Annotated in this window: 15 protein-coding genes; 9 read left to right on the top strand and 6 right to left on the bottom strand. The window is 68.5% G+C overall.

Annotated elements, in window-relative coordinates:
- The first annotated feature begins 19 nt into the window (after positions 1-19).
- The 4 genes from ACTOWY_RS43710 to ACTOWY_RS43695 all read left to right on the top strand — a co-directional run bounded on the left by ACTOWY_RS43710 (position 20) and on the right by ACTOWY_RS43695 (position 4,820).
- On the top strand, positions 20-2,998 hold the full coding sequence (locus ACTOWY_RS43710; RefSeq protein WP_441315497.1) for an endo-alpha-N-acetylgalactosaminidase family protein: 2,979 nt from the start codon (positions 20-22) through the stop codon (positions 2,996-2,998).
- 14 nt (positions 2,999-3,012) lie between these two features.
- Positions 3,013-3,657, top strand: coding sequence for a LuxR C-terminal-related transcriptional regulator (locus tag ACTOWY_RS43705; RefSeq protein WP_247764885.1), 645 nt, complete (start codon positions 3,013-3,015; stop codon positions 3,655-3,657).
- Entirely contained in the window at positions 3,650-4,078 is a 429-nt protein-coding gene (locus ACTOWY_RS43700) for a hypothetical protein (RefSeq protein WP_441315495.1), read from the top strand. Before ACTOWY_RS43705 ends, ACTOWY_RS43700 begins: the two co-directional genes overlap by 8 nt.
- A gap of 175 nt (positions 4,079-4,253) precedes the next feature.
- Positions 4,254-4,820: a hypothetical protein gene (locus ACTOWY_RS43695; protein WP_441315494.1), complete on the top strand. Its 567-nt coding sequence runs from the start codon at positions 4,254-4,256 to the stop codon at positions 4,818-4,820.
- Positions 4,821-4,862: 42 nt separating this feature from the next.
- Here the strand turns inward: ACTOWY_RS43695 and ACTOWY_RS43690 are convergent, their stop codons facing one another.
- Both ACTOWY_RS43690 and ACTOWY_RS43685 read right to left on the bottom strand, forming a co-directional pair.
- A complete protein-coding gene (locus ACTOWY_RS43690) occupies positions 4,863-5,369 on the bottom strand; it encodes a hypothetical protein (protein ID WP_441315493.1) in 507 nt (168 codons plus the stop codon).
- On the bottom strand, positions 5,366-6,823 hold the full coding sequence (locus ACTOWY_RS43685; protein WP_441315492.1) for a hypothetical protein: 1,458 nt from the start codon (positions 6,821-6,823) through the stop codon (positions 5,366-5,368). Before ACTOWY_RS43685 ends, ACTOWY_RS43690 begins: the two co-directional genes overlap by 4 nt.
- Before the next feature lie 187 nt (positions 6,824-7,010).
- Between ACTOWY_RS43685 and ACTOWY_RS43680 the strand changes: the two genes are divergently transcribed.
- Genes ACTOWY_RS43680 through ACTOWY_RS43670 form a run of 3 tightly spaced genes read left to right on the top strand, consistent with a single transcriptional unit; the run spans position 7,011 to position 8,794 of the window.
- Positions 7,011-7,418, top strand: coding sequence for a hypothetical protein (locus ACTOWY_RS43680; protein ID WP_441315491.1), 408 nt, complete (start codon positions 7,011-7,013; stop codon positions 7,416-7,418).
- A 15-nt stretch (positions 7,419-7,433) separates the two neighbouring features.
- Positions 7,434-8,441, top strand: coding sequence for a hypothetical protein (locus ACTOWY_RS43675; protein WP_441315490.1), 1,008 nt, complete (start codon positions 7,434-7,436; stop codon positions 8,439-8,441).
- The gene (locus tag ACTOWY_RS43670) at positions 8,438-8,794 is read left to right on the top strand and encodes a hypothetical protein (protein WP_441315489.1); all 357 of its coding nucleotides are present in this window, start codon (positions 8,438-8,440) and stop codon (positions 8,792-8,794) included. Before ACTOWY_RS43675 ends, ACTOWY_RS43670 begins: the two co-directional genes overlap by 4 nt.
- Positions 8,795-8,886: 92 nt before the next feature.
- Here ACTOWY_RS43670 and ACTOWY_RS43665 read toward each other — a convergent pair whose 3' ends face one another.
- The 4 genes from ACTOWY_RS43665 to ACTOWY_RS43650 all read right to left on the bottom strand — a co-directional run bounded on the left by ACTOWY_RS43665 (position 8,887) and on the right by ACTOWY_RS43650 (position 12,053).
- A complete protein-coding gene (locus tag ACTOWY_RS43665) occupies positions 8,887-9,561 on the bottom strand; it encodes a M15 family metallopeptidase (RefSeq protein ID WP_441315488.1) in 675 nt (224 codons plus the stop codon).
- A gap of 46 nt (positions 9,562-9,607) precedes the next feature.
- A complete protein-coding gene (locus ACTOWY_RS43660; RefSeq protein WP_441315487.1) occupies positions 9,608-9,979 on the bottom strand; it encodes a hypothetical protein in 372 nt (123 codons plus the stop codon).
- Positions 9,980-9,990: 11 nt separating this feature from the next.
- Positions 9,991-11,235: a glycoside hydrolase domain-containing protein gene (locus ACTOWY_RS43655; protein WP_441315486.1), complete on the bottom strand. Its 1,245-nt coding sequence runs from the start codon at positions 11,233-11,235 to the stop codon at positions 9,991-9,993.
- Between the two features lie 359 nt (positions 11,236-11,594).
- On the bottom strand, positions 11,595-12,053 hold the full coding sequence (locus ACTOWY_RS43650) for an NUDIX domain-containing protein (protein ID WP_441315485.1): 459 nt from the start codon (positions 12,051-12,053) through the stop codon (positions 11,595-11,597).
- 116 nt (positions 12,054-12,169) lie between these two features.
- On the opposite strand from ACTOWY_RS43650, the gene ACTOWY_RS43645 reads away from it, so the two are divergent.
- Both ACTOWY_RS43645 and ACTOWY_RS43640 read left to right on the top strand, forming a co-directional pair.
- Positions 12,170-12,550 carry a hypothetical protein gene (locus ACTOWY_RS43645; RefSeq protein ID WP_441315484.1) on the top strand — a complete coding sequence of 127 codons (381 nt, stop codon included), beginning with the start codon at positions 12,170-12,172 and terminating at the stop codon, positions 12,548-12,550.
- On the top strand, positions 12,547-13,407 hold the full coding sequence (locus ACTOWY_RS43640; protein WP_441315483.1) for a tetratricopeptide repeat protein: 861 nt from the start codon (positions 12,547-12,549) through the stop codon (positions 13,405-13,407). Before ACTOWY_RS43645 ends, ACTOWY_RS43640 begins: the two co-directional genes overlap by 4 nt.
- Positions 13,408-13,528 lie beyond the last annotated feature (121 nt).

Here is a 13,528-nt window from a genome sequence, read left to right as displayed (position 1 = left end):
GTCGATCGTGGAGGTGCCCGTGTCGACCCGCCAGTCACTCCTGGCCTTATCGGCCGCCCTGGCCCTACTCACTCCCGGCCTGACCGCCCTCGCCCAGCCCGCGCTGACCCTGCGTTCGGCCGAGCTGAGCGTGGCGGTGGGCGCGGAGTTCCCCCGGGTGGTCGGCTACACCGACCGCCGCTCCGGCGCGGTGCTGCACGGCCGGTCCGCGCCGCTGACCTCGATCCAGCTCAACGGCGCCGACCAGCGCGTCACCGGCGCCGCCCGCTCCGCAGGCGATTCGGTGCGCTACGCCCTGACCTTCCCCGACCTGCCCGGCGTGCGCCTGGACGCCAGCCTGGCCCTGCGCGGGCGCACCGTGACCTTCCGGATCGACCAGGTCCGGGACACCCCGGCCTTCCGGGTGGGCACCATCGACATCCCAGGGCACGACCTGCTCACCGTGCGCGCCGCCGATCCGGCGCCACAGGTGGCCGCGGCCAGGGTGGAACTGAACAAGAACGGCAACGGCGACCGGATCTACCCGGTCACCGCCGCCACCCCGCCGGATGCCACCCCGCAGGGCTCGGCCTACGGCATGGTCAGCACCGGGAAGCTGGCCGCGGCGATCGAGACCAACTCGACCTATGACAACGACCGTGGCGCGGGCGCGGATGAGAACGGGCGGATCTGGCGGCAGGCCAGGCAGACCCCGGACGGCCCGGCGGTGAGTGTCTGGAGTGGACGGTGGACGCACCGCGCCCAGGGCTCCCCGGACACCGAACCCGCGCCGTGGGCCAAGATCACCCTGACCGGGGAACGCAACGGCGACAACGTGCTGGACTGGCAGGACGCGGCCATCGCCTTCCGGGACATCATGTGGCAGCCCAAGGGCTGGGAGAAGACCAAGGACCGGGTGGTGCAACGGATTCCGTTCAACATCGCCTCCTCGGCCACCCACCCGTTCACCCGCACCCTGGACGACACCAAGCGGGTCAGTCTGGCCACCGACGGGCTCGGCCAGTTCGTGCTGCTCAAGGGCTACCAGTCCGAAGGCCACGACGCCGCGCACCCGGACTACGGCGGCCACTACAACGAGCGCGCGGGTGGCCTGGGCGGGCTGAACACGTTGCTGCAACAGGGCAAGCGCTGGAACGCCGACTTCGGGGTGCACGTCAACGCGACCGAGTCCTACCCGGAGGCGCGGGCGTTCTCCGAAACGCTGGTGGACAAGAACAACAAGCAGTGGGCCTGGATGGACCAGTCCTATCGGATCGACCAGCGCCGGGACCTCAACTCCGGCGACCTCGCGCGCAGGCTGGCCCAGTTGCAGCGGGAAACCCGTGGCGGGCTTGACTTCCTGTACTTCGACGTGTTCCGCGAGACCGGGTGGACCGCCGACCGGTTGCAGCGCGAGGTGCGCACACTGGGCTGGGAGATGGCCACCGAGTGGTCGCACCGGCTGGAGCGCGAAACGCTGTGGACGCACTGGGCCACCGACATCGACTACAGCAGCGAGGCGTTGCGCGGCATCAACTCCAGCATCATCCGGCTGGCCCGAAACCACCAGAAGGACGTCTTCGTCCACCACCCGCTGCTGATGGGCGCGCGGATCGTGGAGTTCGAGGGCTGGACCGGGGAGACCGACTACCGGGCGTTCCTGGCCAACACCTTCGAGCAGAACCTGCCCACCAAGTACCTCCAGCACTTCCCGGTGCAGCGACTGTCCACTGTGGAGGCTGTACTGGACGGCGGAGTGAGCGTGACCGCACCCGGCGGCAAGCGCCAGTTCCGTAAGGACGGGAGGCTGCTCTATGACAACGGCGCCTATCTGCTGCCCTGGTCGCCTACCGCACCCGACAAGGCCTACCACTGGAACCCGGCCGGTGGGGCGAGCACCTGGGAACTGCCTGCCGAACTGGCCAAGCAGCCCAGTCTGCAGCTCTACCGGCTCACCGACGACGGACGGCGGCACGCCGGCACGCTGCCGGTGCGCGACGGCAAGGTGACGATCACCGCCGAGGCCCGCACGCCGTACCTGGTCACCGCGCAAACTCCCGCCCCGGCGCCACGGCTGGCCTACGGCGAGGGCACCCCGACCGCCAACCCCGGCTTCGACTCCGGTGACCTCAGCGGCTGGCGGAGCAGTGGCGGGGCCAAGGTCGAGACCAACGGCCTCGGCCAGCGGGAAGCGGTGGTGCGCGGTGGCGCGGCGAGCCTGAGTCAGCGGCTGGTGCTGCCGCGCGGGCAGTACGCGGCCTCGCTGATGGTGGAGGTCGAGCCCGGCAAATCGCGGCCGGTCACCGTGTTCGCCGGGGACAGGGAAACCCGGCTGGACCGCTCCACGGTGACCAACATCGTGGCCTCGGAGGAGAAGAAGGGCACCAAGTCGCAGCGGATCCGGGTGTTCTTCACCAGCGACGGCAGCACCGAGGTCGGGGTCAGGGTCGGCGCGGGCGAGGCCGTGGTCCGGCTGGACGACCTGCGGGTGGTCGCCGCGCCCGATCCCGGCAAGCGGTGGGACTTCGAGCGGGTGGACCAGGGCTTCGGGCCGTTCGTGCCCGGCGGCGAGATCGCGCCGACCGACGCGCGCACCCACCTGGCGGAGAAGCACGCGCCGTTCACCCAGCGCGGCTGGAACGGCAAGGCGGTGGACGATGTGCTCGAAGGCCACTGGAGCCTGAAGTCCTTCGAGTACGCCGCGCACCTGGTGTACCGGACCACCCCGGCCACCGTGCGCTTCGAGCCGGGACACCGCTACCGGGTGAGCTTCAACTACGCCGCGGCCGGTACCGCTTACAGCTGGGTAGTCGGCGAGGATCCAGCCAACGGCGCGCCAAGGGACGTCTCGGTCACCCCGTTGCCCGCCCGCGGCGAGCCCGGCACACACACCGTCGAGTTCACCGCATCGAGTACCGGGGACACCTGGGTGGGCCTGCGCAGGCCGGCCGGCGGCAACGGTGAGGAGTTCACTTTGGACGAGTTTGCGGTGTTCGATCTCGGCGCCGGCGGGCGGTGATCCAGAATGGGCCCGTGCGCGTCGTCATCGCTGAAGACCTCGTCCTGCTCCGCGACGGCCTGATCAGGCTGCTCCAGGCGCACGACTTCGAGGTGGTCGCTGCCGTGGACAACGGCCGTGACCTGCTGGAAGCCCTCGTCAGGCACCGACCGGACGTGGCGGTGTGCGATGTCCGACTGCCACCGACGTTCACTGACGAGGGCCTACGGGCCGCGATCGAGGCCCGGCGCCGATTGCCGGGCCTCCCCGTCCTGATCCTGTCCCAGTACGTCGAGCAGCTCTACGCCCGCGAGCTGCTGTCGGACTCCGCGGGCGGCGTCGGCTACCTGCTCAAGGACCGGGTGGCCGACGTCGGGCAGTTCGTGGACGCGGTCCGCCGGGTCGCCGCCGGTGGCACCGCGATGGACCCCGACGTCATCGCCCAGCTGCTGGCCCGCCACTCCCGCGACAAACCCGTCACCGCCCTGACCCCACGCGAACGCGAGGTGCTGAGCCTGATGGCCGAGGGCCGCTCCAACGCCGCCATCGCGGCCAGACTGTTCATCACCGAGAAGGCCGTGTCCAAGCACACCAACAACATCTTCAGCAAACTCGGCCTGCTCCCCGCCGAGGACGACAACCGCCGCGTGCTCGCCGTGCTGGCCTACCTCAATGGCTGAGCCCTCAATGGCTCAGCCGCGGCACATCCCGCTGTACGCGCGGCTGGGACTGGCGGTGCTGCTGGGCGGGTTCGCGGCGGCGCCACTGGTGACCACGGTGCTGATCGGGCTGTTCGCCGATCAGGTGGCGGTGTGGGTACCCGTGCTGGGGGCGCTGGCGCTGGCGGTGTTGTGGCTGCTGTGCTGGGCGCTGGCGGCGGCCACGCCGACGGTGACAGCCCGGACGGCCACCGCCGGTGGTCGGCGGAGGTGGGCGCTGGTGATCGCTCCGGTCGCGGCGGCGGTGTCGGTGGGGCTGTGGTTCCCGTTGATGGCGCTGGGGGTGGTCGACGATCTCCAGGCCATTCAGCTGGGGCTGGTCGGAGCGCTCGGACTGGGTGGCACGGTACTGGTCGACTGGCTGGTGACCCGACGGCGCTGAATCATCGGCGGCGACCGGATCACGGCCAGAGCGCCGACCAGGTCACGGAACGAGTCTCATCGCCGGTCTACTGTAGACAGACCGGGTCCGGTGACGGACAGTTCTCGTTCTATCGGCGAATCTTCGGACATCGATGAACTCGCCGGACTCAGTCGAGAAATTCGAGGAGATTGCCATGAAACCCGCCGCGTTCTCCGCTGCCCGAATTCGGACCCAATTACGCAGACTGCTGGTGGTGGCCGGAATTCTGGCCGCCTGTTCGCTGGTACCGGGCGCGGGCGTGGCCGGCGCCTCCGGCCTGACCCTGGTGCTCTGTCCGCTGGGCACCGAGACCTCCACCTACACCCCCGGCCTGAACAACACAGTCCGCGAGATCACCTACTCCGGATCCGACACCGCCACCTGCCTTTCCCTGGGAAACCCGCTGATCAACTCGTTCGTGGCGCCGTTCTCCGGACAGTTCGAGGGCTCCTGCGAACTCTCCTTCGACCAGGACTCCGGGACCCAGACCTTCGACTGGAACGTGGGCGCCTCGAGCGTGTGGAACTACACCTCGGTGGTGTCCACGAATCCACAGGGACAGGTGGTCGTCGTGCTGGAGGGCCCGATCGTGGCCGGCCAGTTCACCGGGGCCACTGCCCGGCAGGTGGTGGTGCTGCCTGAATTGGACCTCACCGCGTGCGCCACTGAAACTGGCATCACCGGGCGGAATGGCGTGTTCAGTCTGGTCATCACCAGCTGAGTCGACAAATGCACGCGAATAGGCCGATGAACGACCATCGGCCTATTCGTCGTTGTCCTGATTCAGGTCCGCCATGGAGTCGAAGAGTTCGACGGTCTCCACCAGCTCGTCGAGCCCTGGGTACTTGCCGGTCGCCAGGTACTGCCGGAGCACCGTGGCGGAGGTGCTGATGACGATCCGGACCGCACTCGCCAACGGGTCCTGGTCCCGCTCGGATCCCGCCGTCCTCGGATCCAACGGATACCTGACCGAGACGCGCACCGATCCGTGCGGCGAGGTGAACCACCGGTCACTGTCCATGAGTGCGGCCGGATCGCCTGCGAACGGCCGCACGGCCCCATCCGCCGACTCGCTGCCCACGCCGATCGCGACCAGCGCACAGGCCAGCCGCGTCAGGTTCTCCTCATGCGACTGGGGTTCCGGGACCTCCGGCGGCGGCTGCTCCTGGCACAGCTGGGCCGCGTGCCAGGTGATGAAGCCGACAAAGGTGAAGCGCACTCCCGCCGCGAGCAGGGCGTTGAAGATCACCGCGGGGCCGAAGTCGGTCACTGGTTGATGAACCAGCCGAAGGCGGCCTGCACCTCTTTGTCCGACTCCGACACGTAGAACTTCGACGGCGGCCCCAGATCGGTGAGGTAACTGGTGTACCGGATCTCCCTGGGGCACACCGACCCGGTGATCTCCACCTTCTGATCCACCACCAGCTTCCCGGTGCGCAGTTCGTACGCCTTCACCGGGATCGCGATCTTGTGGAAGGTCACGTCCGTGCGGTACTGCGGCGGGGTGCGCTTCTGGTACGGGCAGGTGCGCACCGCCGCGCCGTACTCCTTCGCGCCCGCGCAGACCACCAGCACCGCCTCGGCCGCGTCGCCGACCTTCCACTCCCCCGGCAACCTGCCGGTGAAGGCGTCGTTGCCGAACATCATGGCGCGGTTGGTGCCCTTGGCGTACGGGGCGGCGCCGCTGTAGGGGGCGGGGCGCGTGCAGTAGGCGGGGTTGGAGCCGCGGAGCAGGTTGCGGACGTTGGCGAGTTCGATCTCCAGGGTGGCTTTGCGGGCGCCGTCCTGGGCCTTGCCGGTGAGTTCGTGGCCGGGGTATTGCTCCAGCAGTTGCTGGAACAGGGCGCGGGCTTTTTCCCAGTCCTTGGCGTTCAGGAAGCCGTCGGCGCAGCCGGTGAGCGCGGCCGGCGCGGTGCGGCCGACGACCTCGGTGGAGCGGTCCAGCACATTGCCCGCGGGTTTGCGCTGACGCAGCCAGTCGGTGATCGCGACGGTCTGGCAGGGTTCCTTGGTGGGCAGGCCGCCGAGGAAACCGCTGACGAGTTCCCGCACCATGTTCTCGTGGCCGGGCAGGTCGGTCAGCACCGAGGTGAGGCCGTCGTAGCCCTGGGTCAGCTCCTTGACGTCGCCGCGCAGCGCGGTGGTCAGCCTGCCGGTGGCGAGGGTGATCCGGCGGCAGGCGTCGACGGTGAGTTCGCCGCGCACGGTCAGCGGCGCGTCGGCCAGGTGATGCCCGAGCCAGACCCGGTCCAGCGCGGACATCGCCTGCGCGCAGTCACCGCGTTGCTTGGCCTCGGCCACGGTCTGCTCGATCCCGGTGGCGTCGTAGCGCAGCAGCCCCACCGCCAGCAGCACGGCCACGGTGGCGCTCAGCCCGATCAGCCGCTGTCTGCCGTTGACCACCCGTTCCGCGCGGCGGGCCAGGAAGAAGCCGTGCGCGATCATCGTCAGCCACCAGGCGAGCACCACGAACTCGAACCACCCGCTCCGGGACACCGCGCCGAGCAGCACCAGCAGCAGGATGGTGACCAGCCAGGTGAGCACGAACAGCAGGCGGCGGCGCAGCATCAGGTAGCCGAGGCCGAGCAGCGAGGCGTTGCCCAGGGCCACCGCCAGCGGGTCGTGCCGCCGGGGCACCACTGGTGCGGGTTCCGGCACCGGCAGTGTCTGGTAGTAGTCCATGGCGTCCCCTCGGTCGCGGCACAGGTTCAGGCCGTGACTCATTGTGGGCAGCCGGGTGGGGAGGGTTCCCGGAAATGGTCAAAGCGTGACAGGAAGCGGCCACCTGGCGTGACTGCTTGGCCCGAACGACCGGCCAGTCACTGGTCGTTGAACCGGCCGAACACCACGAACTCGACGCGACTGGCCGATTGCCGGATTCTCACGCACCGTAGCGGCACCAGGCGCTAGGGTGACCGCCATGGCTGATGGCCAACGCGAACCCACGAACGAAGACGGTCCCCTGTTCCGCTCGGCATACGAACACGCCGACGCGGTGGACAAGGCCGAGGACCCCGCGCAACGCCGGCGAGCCTGGGGCGGGTTCCTGCCGCGTGCGCTGGTGGCGCTGGCCGAGGGGTTCCTGCGGGACTGGATGCTCATCGGCGCCGTGTTGTTCTCGGTGATCGTCGGGTTCATCGGCGGCAGCTCAGGCGATCTGCCCTGGATTATCGGGGGTGTGGCCGCGGCGGTGACCGGGACCGCTCTTGTGCTCATCGCCGTCGCACGGCATTGGAGCTTTGGCAGGCAGTGGACCGTGATCCTCGGCGTGTTCGCGCTCCAGATCGTTCTCATGATCCTTTTCTGGCGAACTCACTGAACGGCCGGAGGCGGCGTGTCCACAATCGCGGTGGAGATCAGCGATCTCCGGGGCTGGGCGGGTCAGGTTGGCCGGGCTTCCGGTGACCTGAACTCGGCGCACGGCTATGCGACCGGAAAGATCGCTGACGCGGACTTCGGGCGGGTCCTGGAGCTGATCACCGGTGACTACGCGGCGATGCTCACCAAGGCGCACGCGGTGTTGCGGGCCGACAGCACCGGCCTTGGCGCCGAGAAGGCCGCGCTCGCCGCGAGCGCGGACGAGTACAAGGCCGCGGACGTCAAGTCCCGCAACCACATCACCAACATGGGTGGCGGGGTCACGCTGCACACCAGCGATGACGGCGTGGCCAACGGCTTCGACGACATCGCCTCCGCCCAGACCAAGCTGAACCCGCCCAGCCCCGGCGCCGCCCAGCTCCCACAGGTCTCCTTCGGCTGGGTGCTGGACAAGGTGTGCGAACTGGTGGTGTGGGTCGGCGGCCACGACCCGCGGGAGTACGTCACCAAGTGGATCGCCGGGGACATCGGAAAAGCGTCCATGCAGGTCTCGGCCTGGCGCGCGGTGGCAGACTGCGTGGACGCGGTACAGGCCAACCTCAACTCCGGCAAGGCCGCCATCGGCCGCACCTGGATCGGGGCCGCCTCGGATGCCGCGGGCGCGCAGATGGGCACATGGGGTACGGCCCTGACCGATCAGGGCGGCAAGATGCGCCAGCTCGCCGGGCACCTGCACGACTGCGTGGACCAGGCGGTCAAGATGGCGCAGTGCGTGGTCGACATCATCAAGACGGTGATCAGCATCGTCATGGCCGGGCTGAGCAACGCGGCGATCCCGCTGTACGGCCAGTGGAAGTTGATCAAAACGGTCAAAGAGGCCATCACGATGATCAACAGCGCCCGTAAGGTGATCATGGCGTTCTGGAACGTGCTCACCATGGTCAAGTCGTTCATCCAGCTCTGTGCCTCGGCCTTCACCGCTGATTCGCTGCCGCCCGCTCCGTCGGCGGTGGCGCCGCGATGACCACCCCGGAGTTCGACGAGGCCGCCTTCCGCGCCGCGATCGACGAGCTGGATTCGACCATCGGCCAGGCCCAGGAGGAGCTGTACCGCTTCGAGCGGGAGAACCAGCCCACTCGCGAGGAGCTGGCCGCGCTCCAGCAGGCCGCGCTGCGGGGTGAGCTGGGCGATGACATGCGATCGATCGCCCGCCGTGTTGACGACGGCCAGGACACCTGGCAGTCGGTCTTCAACGGCACCAGCCCGGCCGCTGGGTTGCTGCGCGGCCACATCGACCGGATGGTCGCGGCGAACCGCGAGGCCATTGGCGAGGCGATCGAGGAGGACCCGGACTTCGACCCTCGCCCCGATCTCTAGAGTCGCGCCGCCGGCCGCTCCAGGAACACCCGCTGGGGGCACGGTGTCCGACGATCTGCTCCGGCCGACGATCCGCGTGGGCAGCAGGGCGATCAGGACAGTGCGAGCAGGACTCCAGCCCCCTTGCCGGGTTTGCTGTTCCAGTCCTGGATCTTGGCGGCGACCTTCGCCAGGCGAGGATCATCTGGGCCGACCTCGATCTGGAAATGGCCCTCATCCGGACGGACCCGGTCTCCGCCCCAGCTGACGATCCCCTCGCAGTCGCGGAGCACGTCGCGCAGGACAACGAGTTCGGCAGGCAGGAATCCACCAGAGACCCCTGGCCGGTACCAGCCGGGCCGGAGGTCGACCGCGGTGCCGGAGGCGTGGTTGGTCTCGTAGCCGGTCACGCTCGCCTCCTCCTGGTACCCCAGCGCTTCGCCGCTGTTGAGTGCGCCGATCTCGTAGTGGAACCGCCGCACGACGTGCGTCAGGACAACAGCCACGGCGCCGATGCGTAGCGCCACGGTGACCGGGCTGCCGGTGATCGGCCGGGTCCAGATCGAGCCGCCGATGTCGGCGCCCGCCTCCATCTCCCAGCCATTGGCGCTGCGCCCTCCGACGAGGACCCGTGCCCGCGCTCGCTCCTTCGCCTTGGCAGCGGCCGGTTCGCGGTCGGTGGCCCGCGCGGTTGTCGCGAACACGGTGCCGAGTCCGGCTACCGCGACCGCGGCGACGCCGGCTCTCAACACCGTGCGACGCGTCAGCTTGTCACCTGTGGTGCCCATGGGAATTTCCCTTCATCGCCGCTTCCGCCGCGGCCGGATTCGTTGGTCAATACCACCTGGCCAGCACCCAGAGATGCGGCCAGATCCACACGGCCAGGGCCGGGGCGAGCAACACGAGAACGCCCAGTGGCCAGTACCACCGCGCCGGGGCCTTGCCGATCCGCGCGATCGGGTAGTTGAGCGCGGCGAAGACAATGAGCATCGGAATCACCAGCACCGCGCCGGTGACGACCAGGACGAGCGCACCGTCGTTCATGGTCGGATCCGGCTCGGTCCACCCGAGCGCCGCCCCGAGCACGCCGCCGGCGAAGCCGAACGGAATGACCCCGAAGTAGCCCAGCAGGGCGTTGAGCCCGATCATCAACGGCCAGACCAACCCGTGCCGTGGCGCGGCTGTGGGCGTAGCGGAGTCGTTCATCCCGATGCCCGTCACCTGCTGCGCGCTGTCGAGTTGTACTTCTCGAACACCCGGTACAGACCGAGCAGCTGGCGGCCGTACTCCTCGGCTTTGCCGCCTGTTCCGTTGTACCGGGCCAGGGTCTTGCGGCTGGCGTCCTCAGTGAAGTCCAGGCCTGGCCGGCCAACCCCGGCCTGGTCGGCTCCCTCGATCAGCACCAGCGGAATGGTGCTGATGTTGTAGTTGGCGTCGTAGTGCAGCTTCTGCCACACCTGCCAGAGGTCCGAGTCCTTGGCGGGGTCCATGATCGGGCCGGTGGCGATGCCCTTTCTGATGCAGTAGTTGCGGGCGCGGATCGCGGTGGCGGCGAAGATCTGGCCGAGGCCAGTGCTGCTGTCCCGTTTCGTGCTGATCACGGTGCCATCGTGGTAGTCGATGACCAGCCGGTCGGCCAGCGGGTCATCCAGGTTGTACTTGCGGATCTCCCAGAACAGCGGGCACTGGATGAGTGCCTTGCGGATCCGCAGGTTGCGGGCCAGGTTGGTGATGCGGACGTCGTGGGCCAGCATGGTCTCGAACGAGAAGGTCGTGCTGTTGGGCTGACCCCAGGCAGTAAGCCCTGGTCCCCCGTTTTCGGGTACGTTGATCGATTCCAGGTAGGCCTGCAGATCCTTGAGCATGGCGGCCTGCTGTGACCGGTCGAACTCGACGTCCGCGCCGGATGGCTTGACCGGTTCGTCGAACACGTTCTGGCCTTGGTCCAGGCCGGAAGCGATGTCCTTGTCGACTTCGACGGCGCTCGAACCAGTGCCAGCGCGGACCGTGGCGATCTGGTCGAAGGCCCAGTCCACCGGCATCGGGTAGCCGAGATTGCCGGAGAAACCGGTGGACATGCCGGAAACAAAACTGGCCGAGGTCAAGCCCGCCGCGCCGACCCTGCTGCACACGTTGCGCGGGCCGTAGATTCCGGCCTGGTATCCGCGACCGTTCTCGTCCAGCACCTCCTTGATTCCCCGGAAGTGTGGCAAAATATTTCCACTGACCTGGTAGTCGAGTGCGTCGAAGTCCACCGCGAAGTAGATTCGCGTGCCCGACTTGAAGCCATAGGAGCGCGCCCACTCGATCGCGTTGTAGGCATCCGATCGACCCTGTTCCTGGCTGAAATAGGAGGCTTCCCCACCCCAGGTCTGATAGATGGGGAAGACCCGTAGCCCGTTGCCGGTGATCGTGGCCAGTTCACCGGCCTGGATCTTCTTGTCCAGGCTGCTGTTCGGCACGTTGCACTGCTTCGGTCGATCAGCGGGAACTTCGACTGGAGTCCCGCAAGCGTGCCTTGGCCGAAGTTGTCGACCAGTGTGGCAATAAGCAGTTCGTACTGCAGCGCGCGAGTCAACGCGTAGATAGTCGTCCAGCCGGTTTTTCCGTTCTCCTCGATCTTCGGAATACCTGACACGTTGTAGGAATTGATGAAACGCTGCGCCCTGACAACAAGTTCATCCACCGATGAAACATCCCCCTGGTTACTGCTGGCTACCCCAGAGGAATACTTTCAGCTACCGGAGAACCGGGACAGTCCACAACCTCACGAGGCGGCCATGAGTTTCTCAGGCATCCAGGACCTCCCTTGCCTGACCACTCAGCTCAGGTGCGCCGCCAACCGCTCCAGGAACACCCGCTGCCCCTTCACCAACTTCACCGCCGCGGTCTCCAGGTCGAACCAGGCCACCCGGTCCAGTTCCGGGAACTCCGCGAACTTCCCCGAGCGCGGCGGCCACTCCAGCTGGAACGTGCCCGGCACCACCCGCTCCAGGTCCACCGAGCCGGAAAGGGCCCACACCGCGACCACTTTCGCCGACTGCCGCGCCTCCCCCAGCGACACCAGTTCACCCTCGGGCGCGGGCAACCCCAGCTCCTCCAGGAACTCCCGCCGGGCCGCGGCCTCGGGTGGCTCGTCCTCGGTGTGCTCGCCCTTGGGGATGGACCACGCCGCCTCGTCCTTGTTCGCCCAGAACGGGCCGCCCATGTGTCCCAGCAGGACTTCGGGGCCGTTGTCGCCATTGCGGTGGACCAGGATGCCCGCACTTCGCCGCGCCATCGGCTCAGGTTAGTCCGGTCGCGTAGGCTTCCTGCGGAACTGGAGGGGGCACGGTGTCCGATGATTTGCTCCGGCCGACGATCCGCACGTCAGCCGGGACCCAACGGCCTTGGCGAGTGGCCAGCCAGGCCTATGTCGCCTTCTTCGGCGGCGTGCTGGCGGTCACCCTCATCGGCTACCTCAACTCGCGCCGGCTGGGCGTGCCCGCGCGGGACCGGCGCTGGCTGCTGGTGATCGGCGCGGCGGCGCTGACCGCTGAACTGGTGATCGCCTCGCTGCTGGCGGAGCTGATCACCTCCAGTCCGTTGCGGATCATCATCCGGGTGGTGGCGTTGCTGGCCTACTTCGCGATGGCTCGTCTGCAGCACACGCCGGAGCGGGTTTTCCAGTTGCGCGGTGGTGAGCACGCGCGGTTGTGGAAACCGGGGCTGGCGGCGGTGTTCGGGCTTGGTCTGCCGGAGCTGGTGCTGGTGGCGATCGTGGTGGTGGCCTCGTGAGTGCGGAGACCTTCGCGCTGGCTCAGCACTGGCTGACCATCGGTCAGGCCGAGCGGGCCCTGGACACGCTGTCCCAGTTGCACGGTGAGGACGCGGTCGGCTATCCGGCCACGCTGTTCCGGGCCACCGCGCTGTGGATGCTGGACCGTTCCGCCGAGGCCGCCCAGGCCGCCGCGGACGGGATCAGCCGGTTCGGGCCGGACCACTCGCTGCTGCGGGTGCTCGGCAACGCCCAGCACGAGCTGGGTGACTGGCCGCGGGCCGAGGAGGCCCTGCTCACCGCGTTGCACCAGGATCCGGAGGACCCGCAGCTGCTGTGCGACTACGCACGGCTGTGCCTGTCCGCGGGGCAGGTGGACAAGGCGGAGCAGCTGGTGGAGCGGGCCGCCCGGATTGATCCACATATGCAGTCTGTCGGCCAGGTGCGGGCGATGGTGGCACTGGCCAGGGGGCAGGACGCGGAGGCGGCGCGGCACAGCGCGAACAGCCTGGCGCACGATCCGGACAGCAGCGCGGCGCGGGCCATGCACGGCAACGCCGCCGCCCAGCTGGGCGATGTGGACGGCGCCTACCGCTCCTTCCGCGCGGCCGCGGCCGCCGAACCCGGCAACGCCGCCTTCGTGGAGGCCGCTCGGGAGGCCCGGCTGGCCGCGCATCCGTTGCTGCGCCCGCTGCGGCCGATGTACAAGATCGGGCCGATGAAGCTGTGGATCGGCTTCATCTTCGTGCTGCTGGGCCTGCGGATGGCCGGGCTGTGGCCGTTGTCCACCGCGCTGACCGTCTGCTGGGTCGTGTACTGCCTCTACTCGTGGGTGGCGCCGCCGCTGGTGCGCCGCTGGCTGGAGCGAAACCGATGAGACACCTTCTGTCAACCTCATGCCGCCGACGGCGGGTGGAGGGCCTGTTGTCGGTTGCGAAGGTGAACGGTTTCGTCGTAGCGGACGCCTCGGGTGAGGCAGTGCCACAGAATTTCCAGCC

This window comes from Crossiella sp. CA198, from assembly GCF_052078295.1.
GTDB lineage: Bacteria > Actinomycetota > Actinomycetes > Mycobacteriales > Pseudonocardiaceae > Crossiella.
The sequence above is the reverse complement of the archived record's forward strand: the minus strand, read 5'-3'. Positions and strand labels throughout refer to the sequence as shown.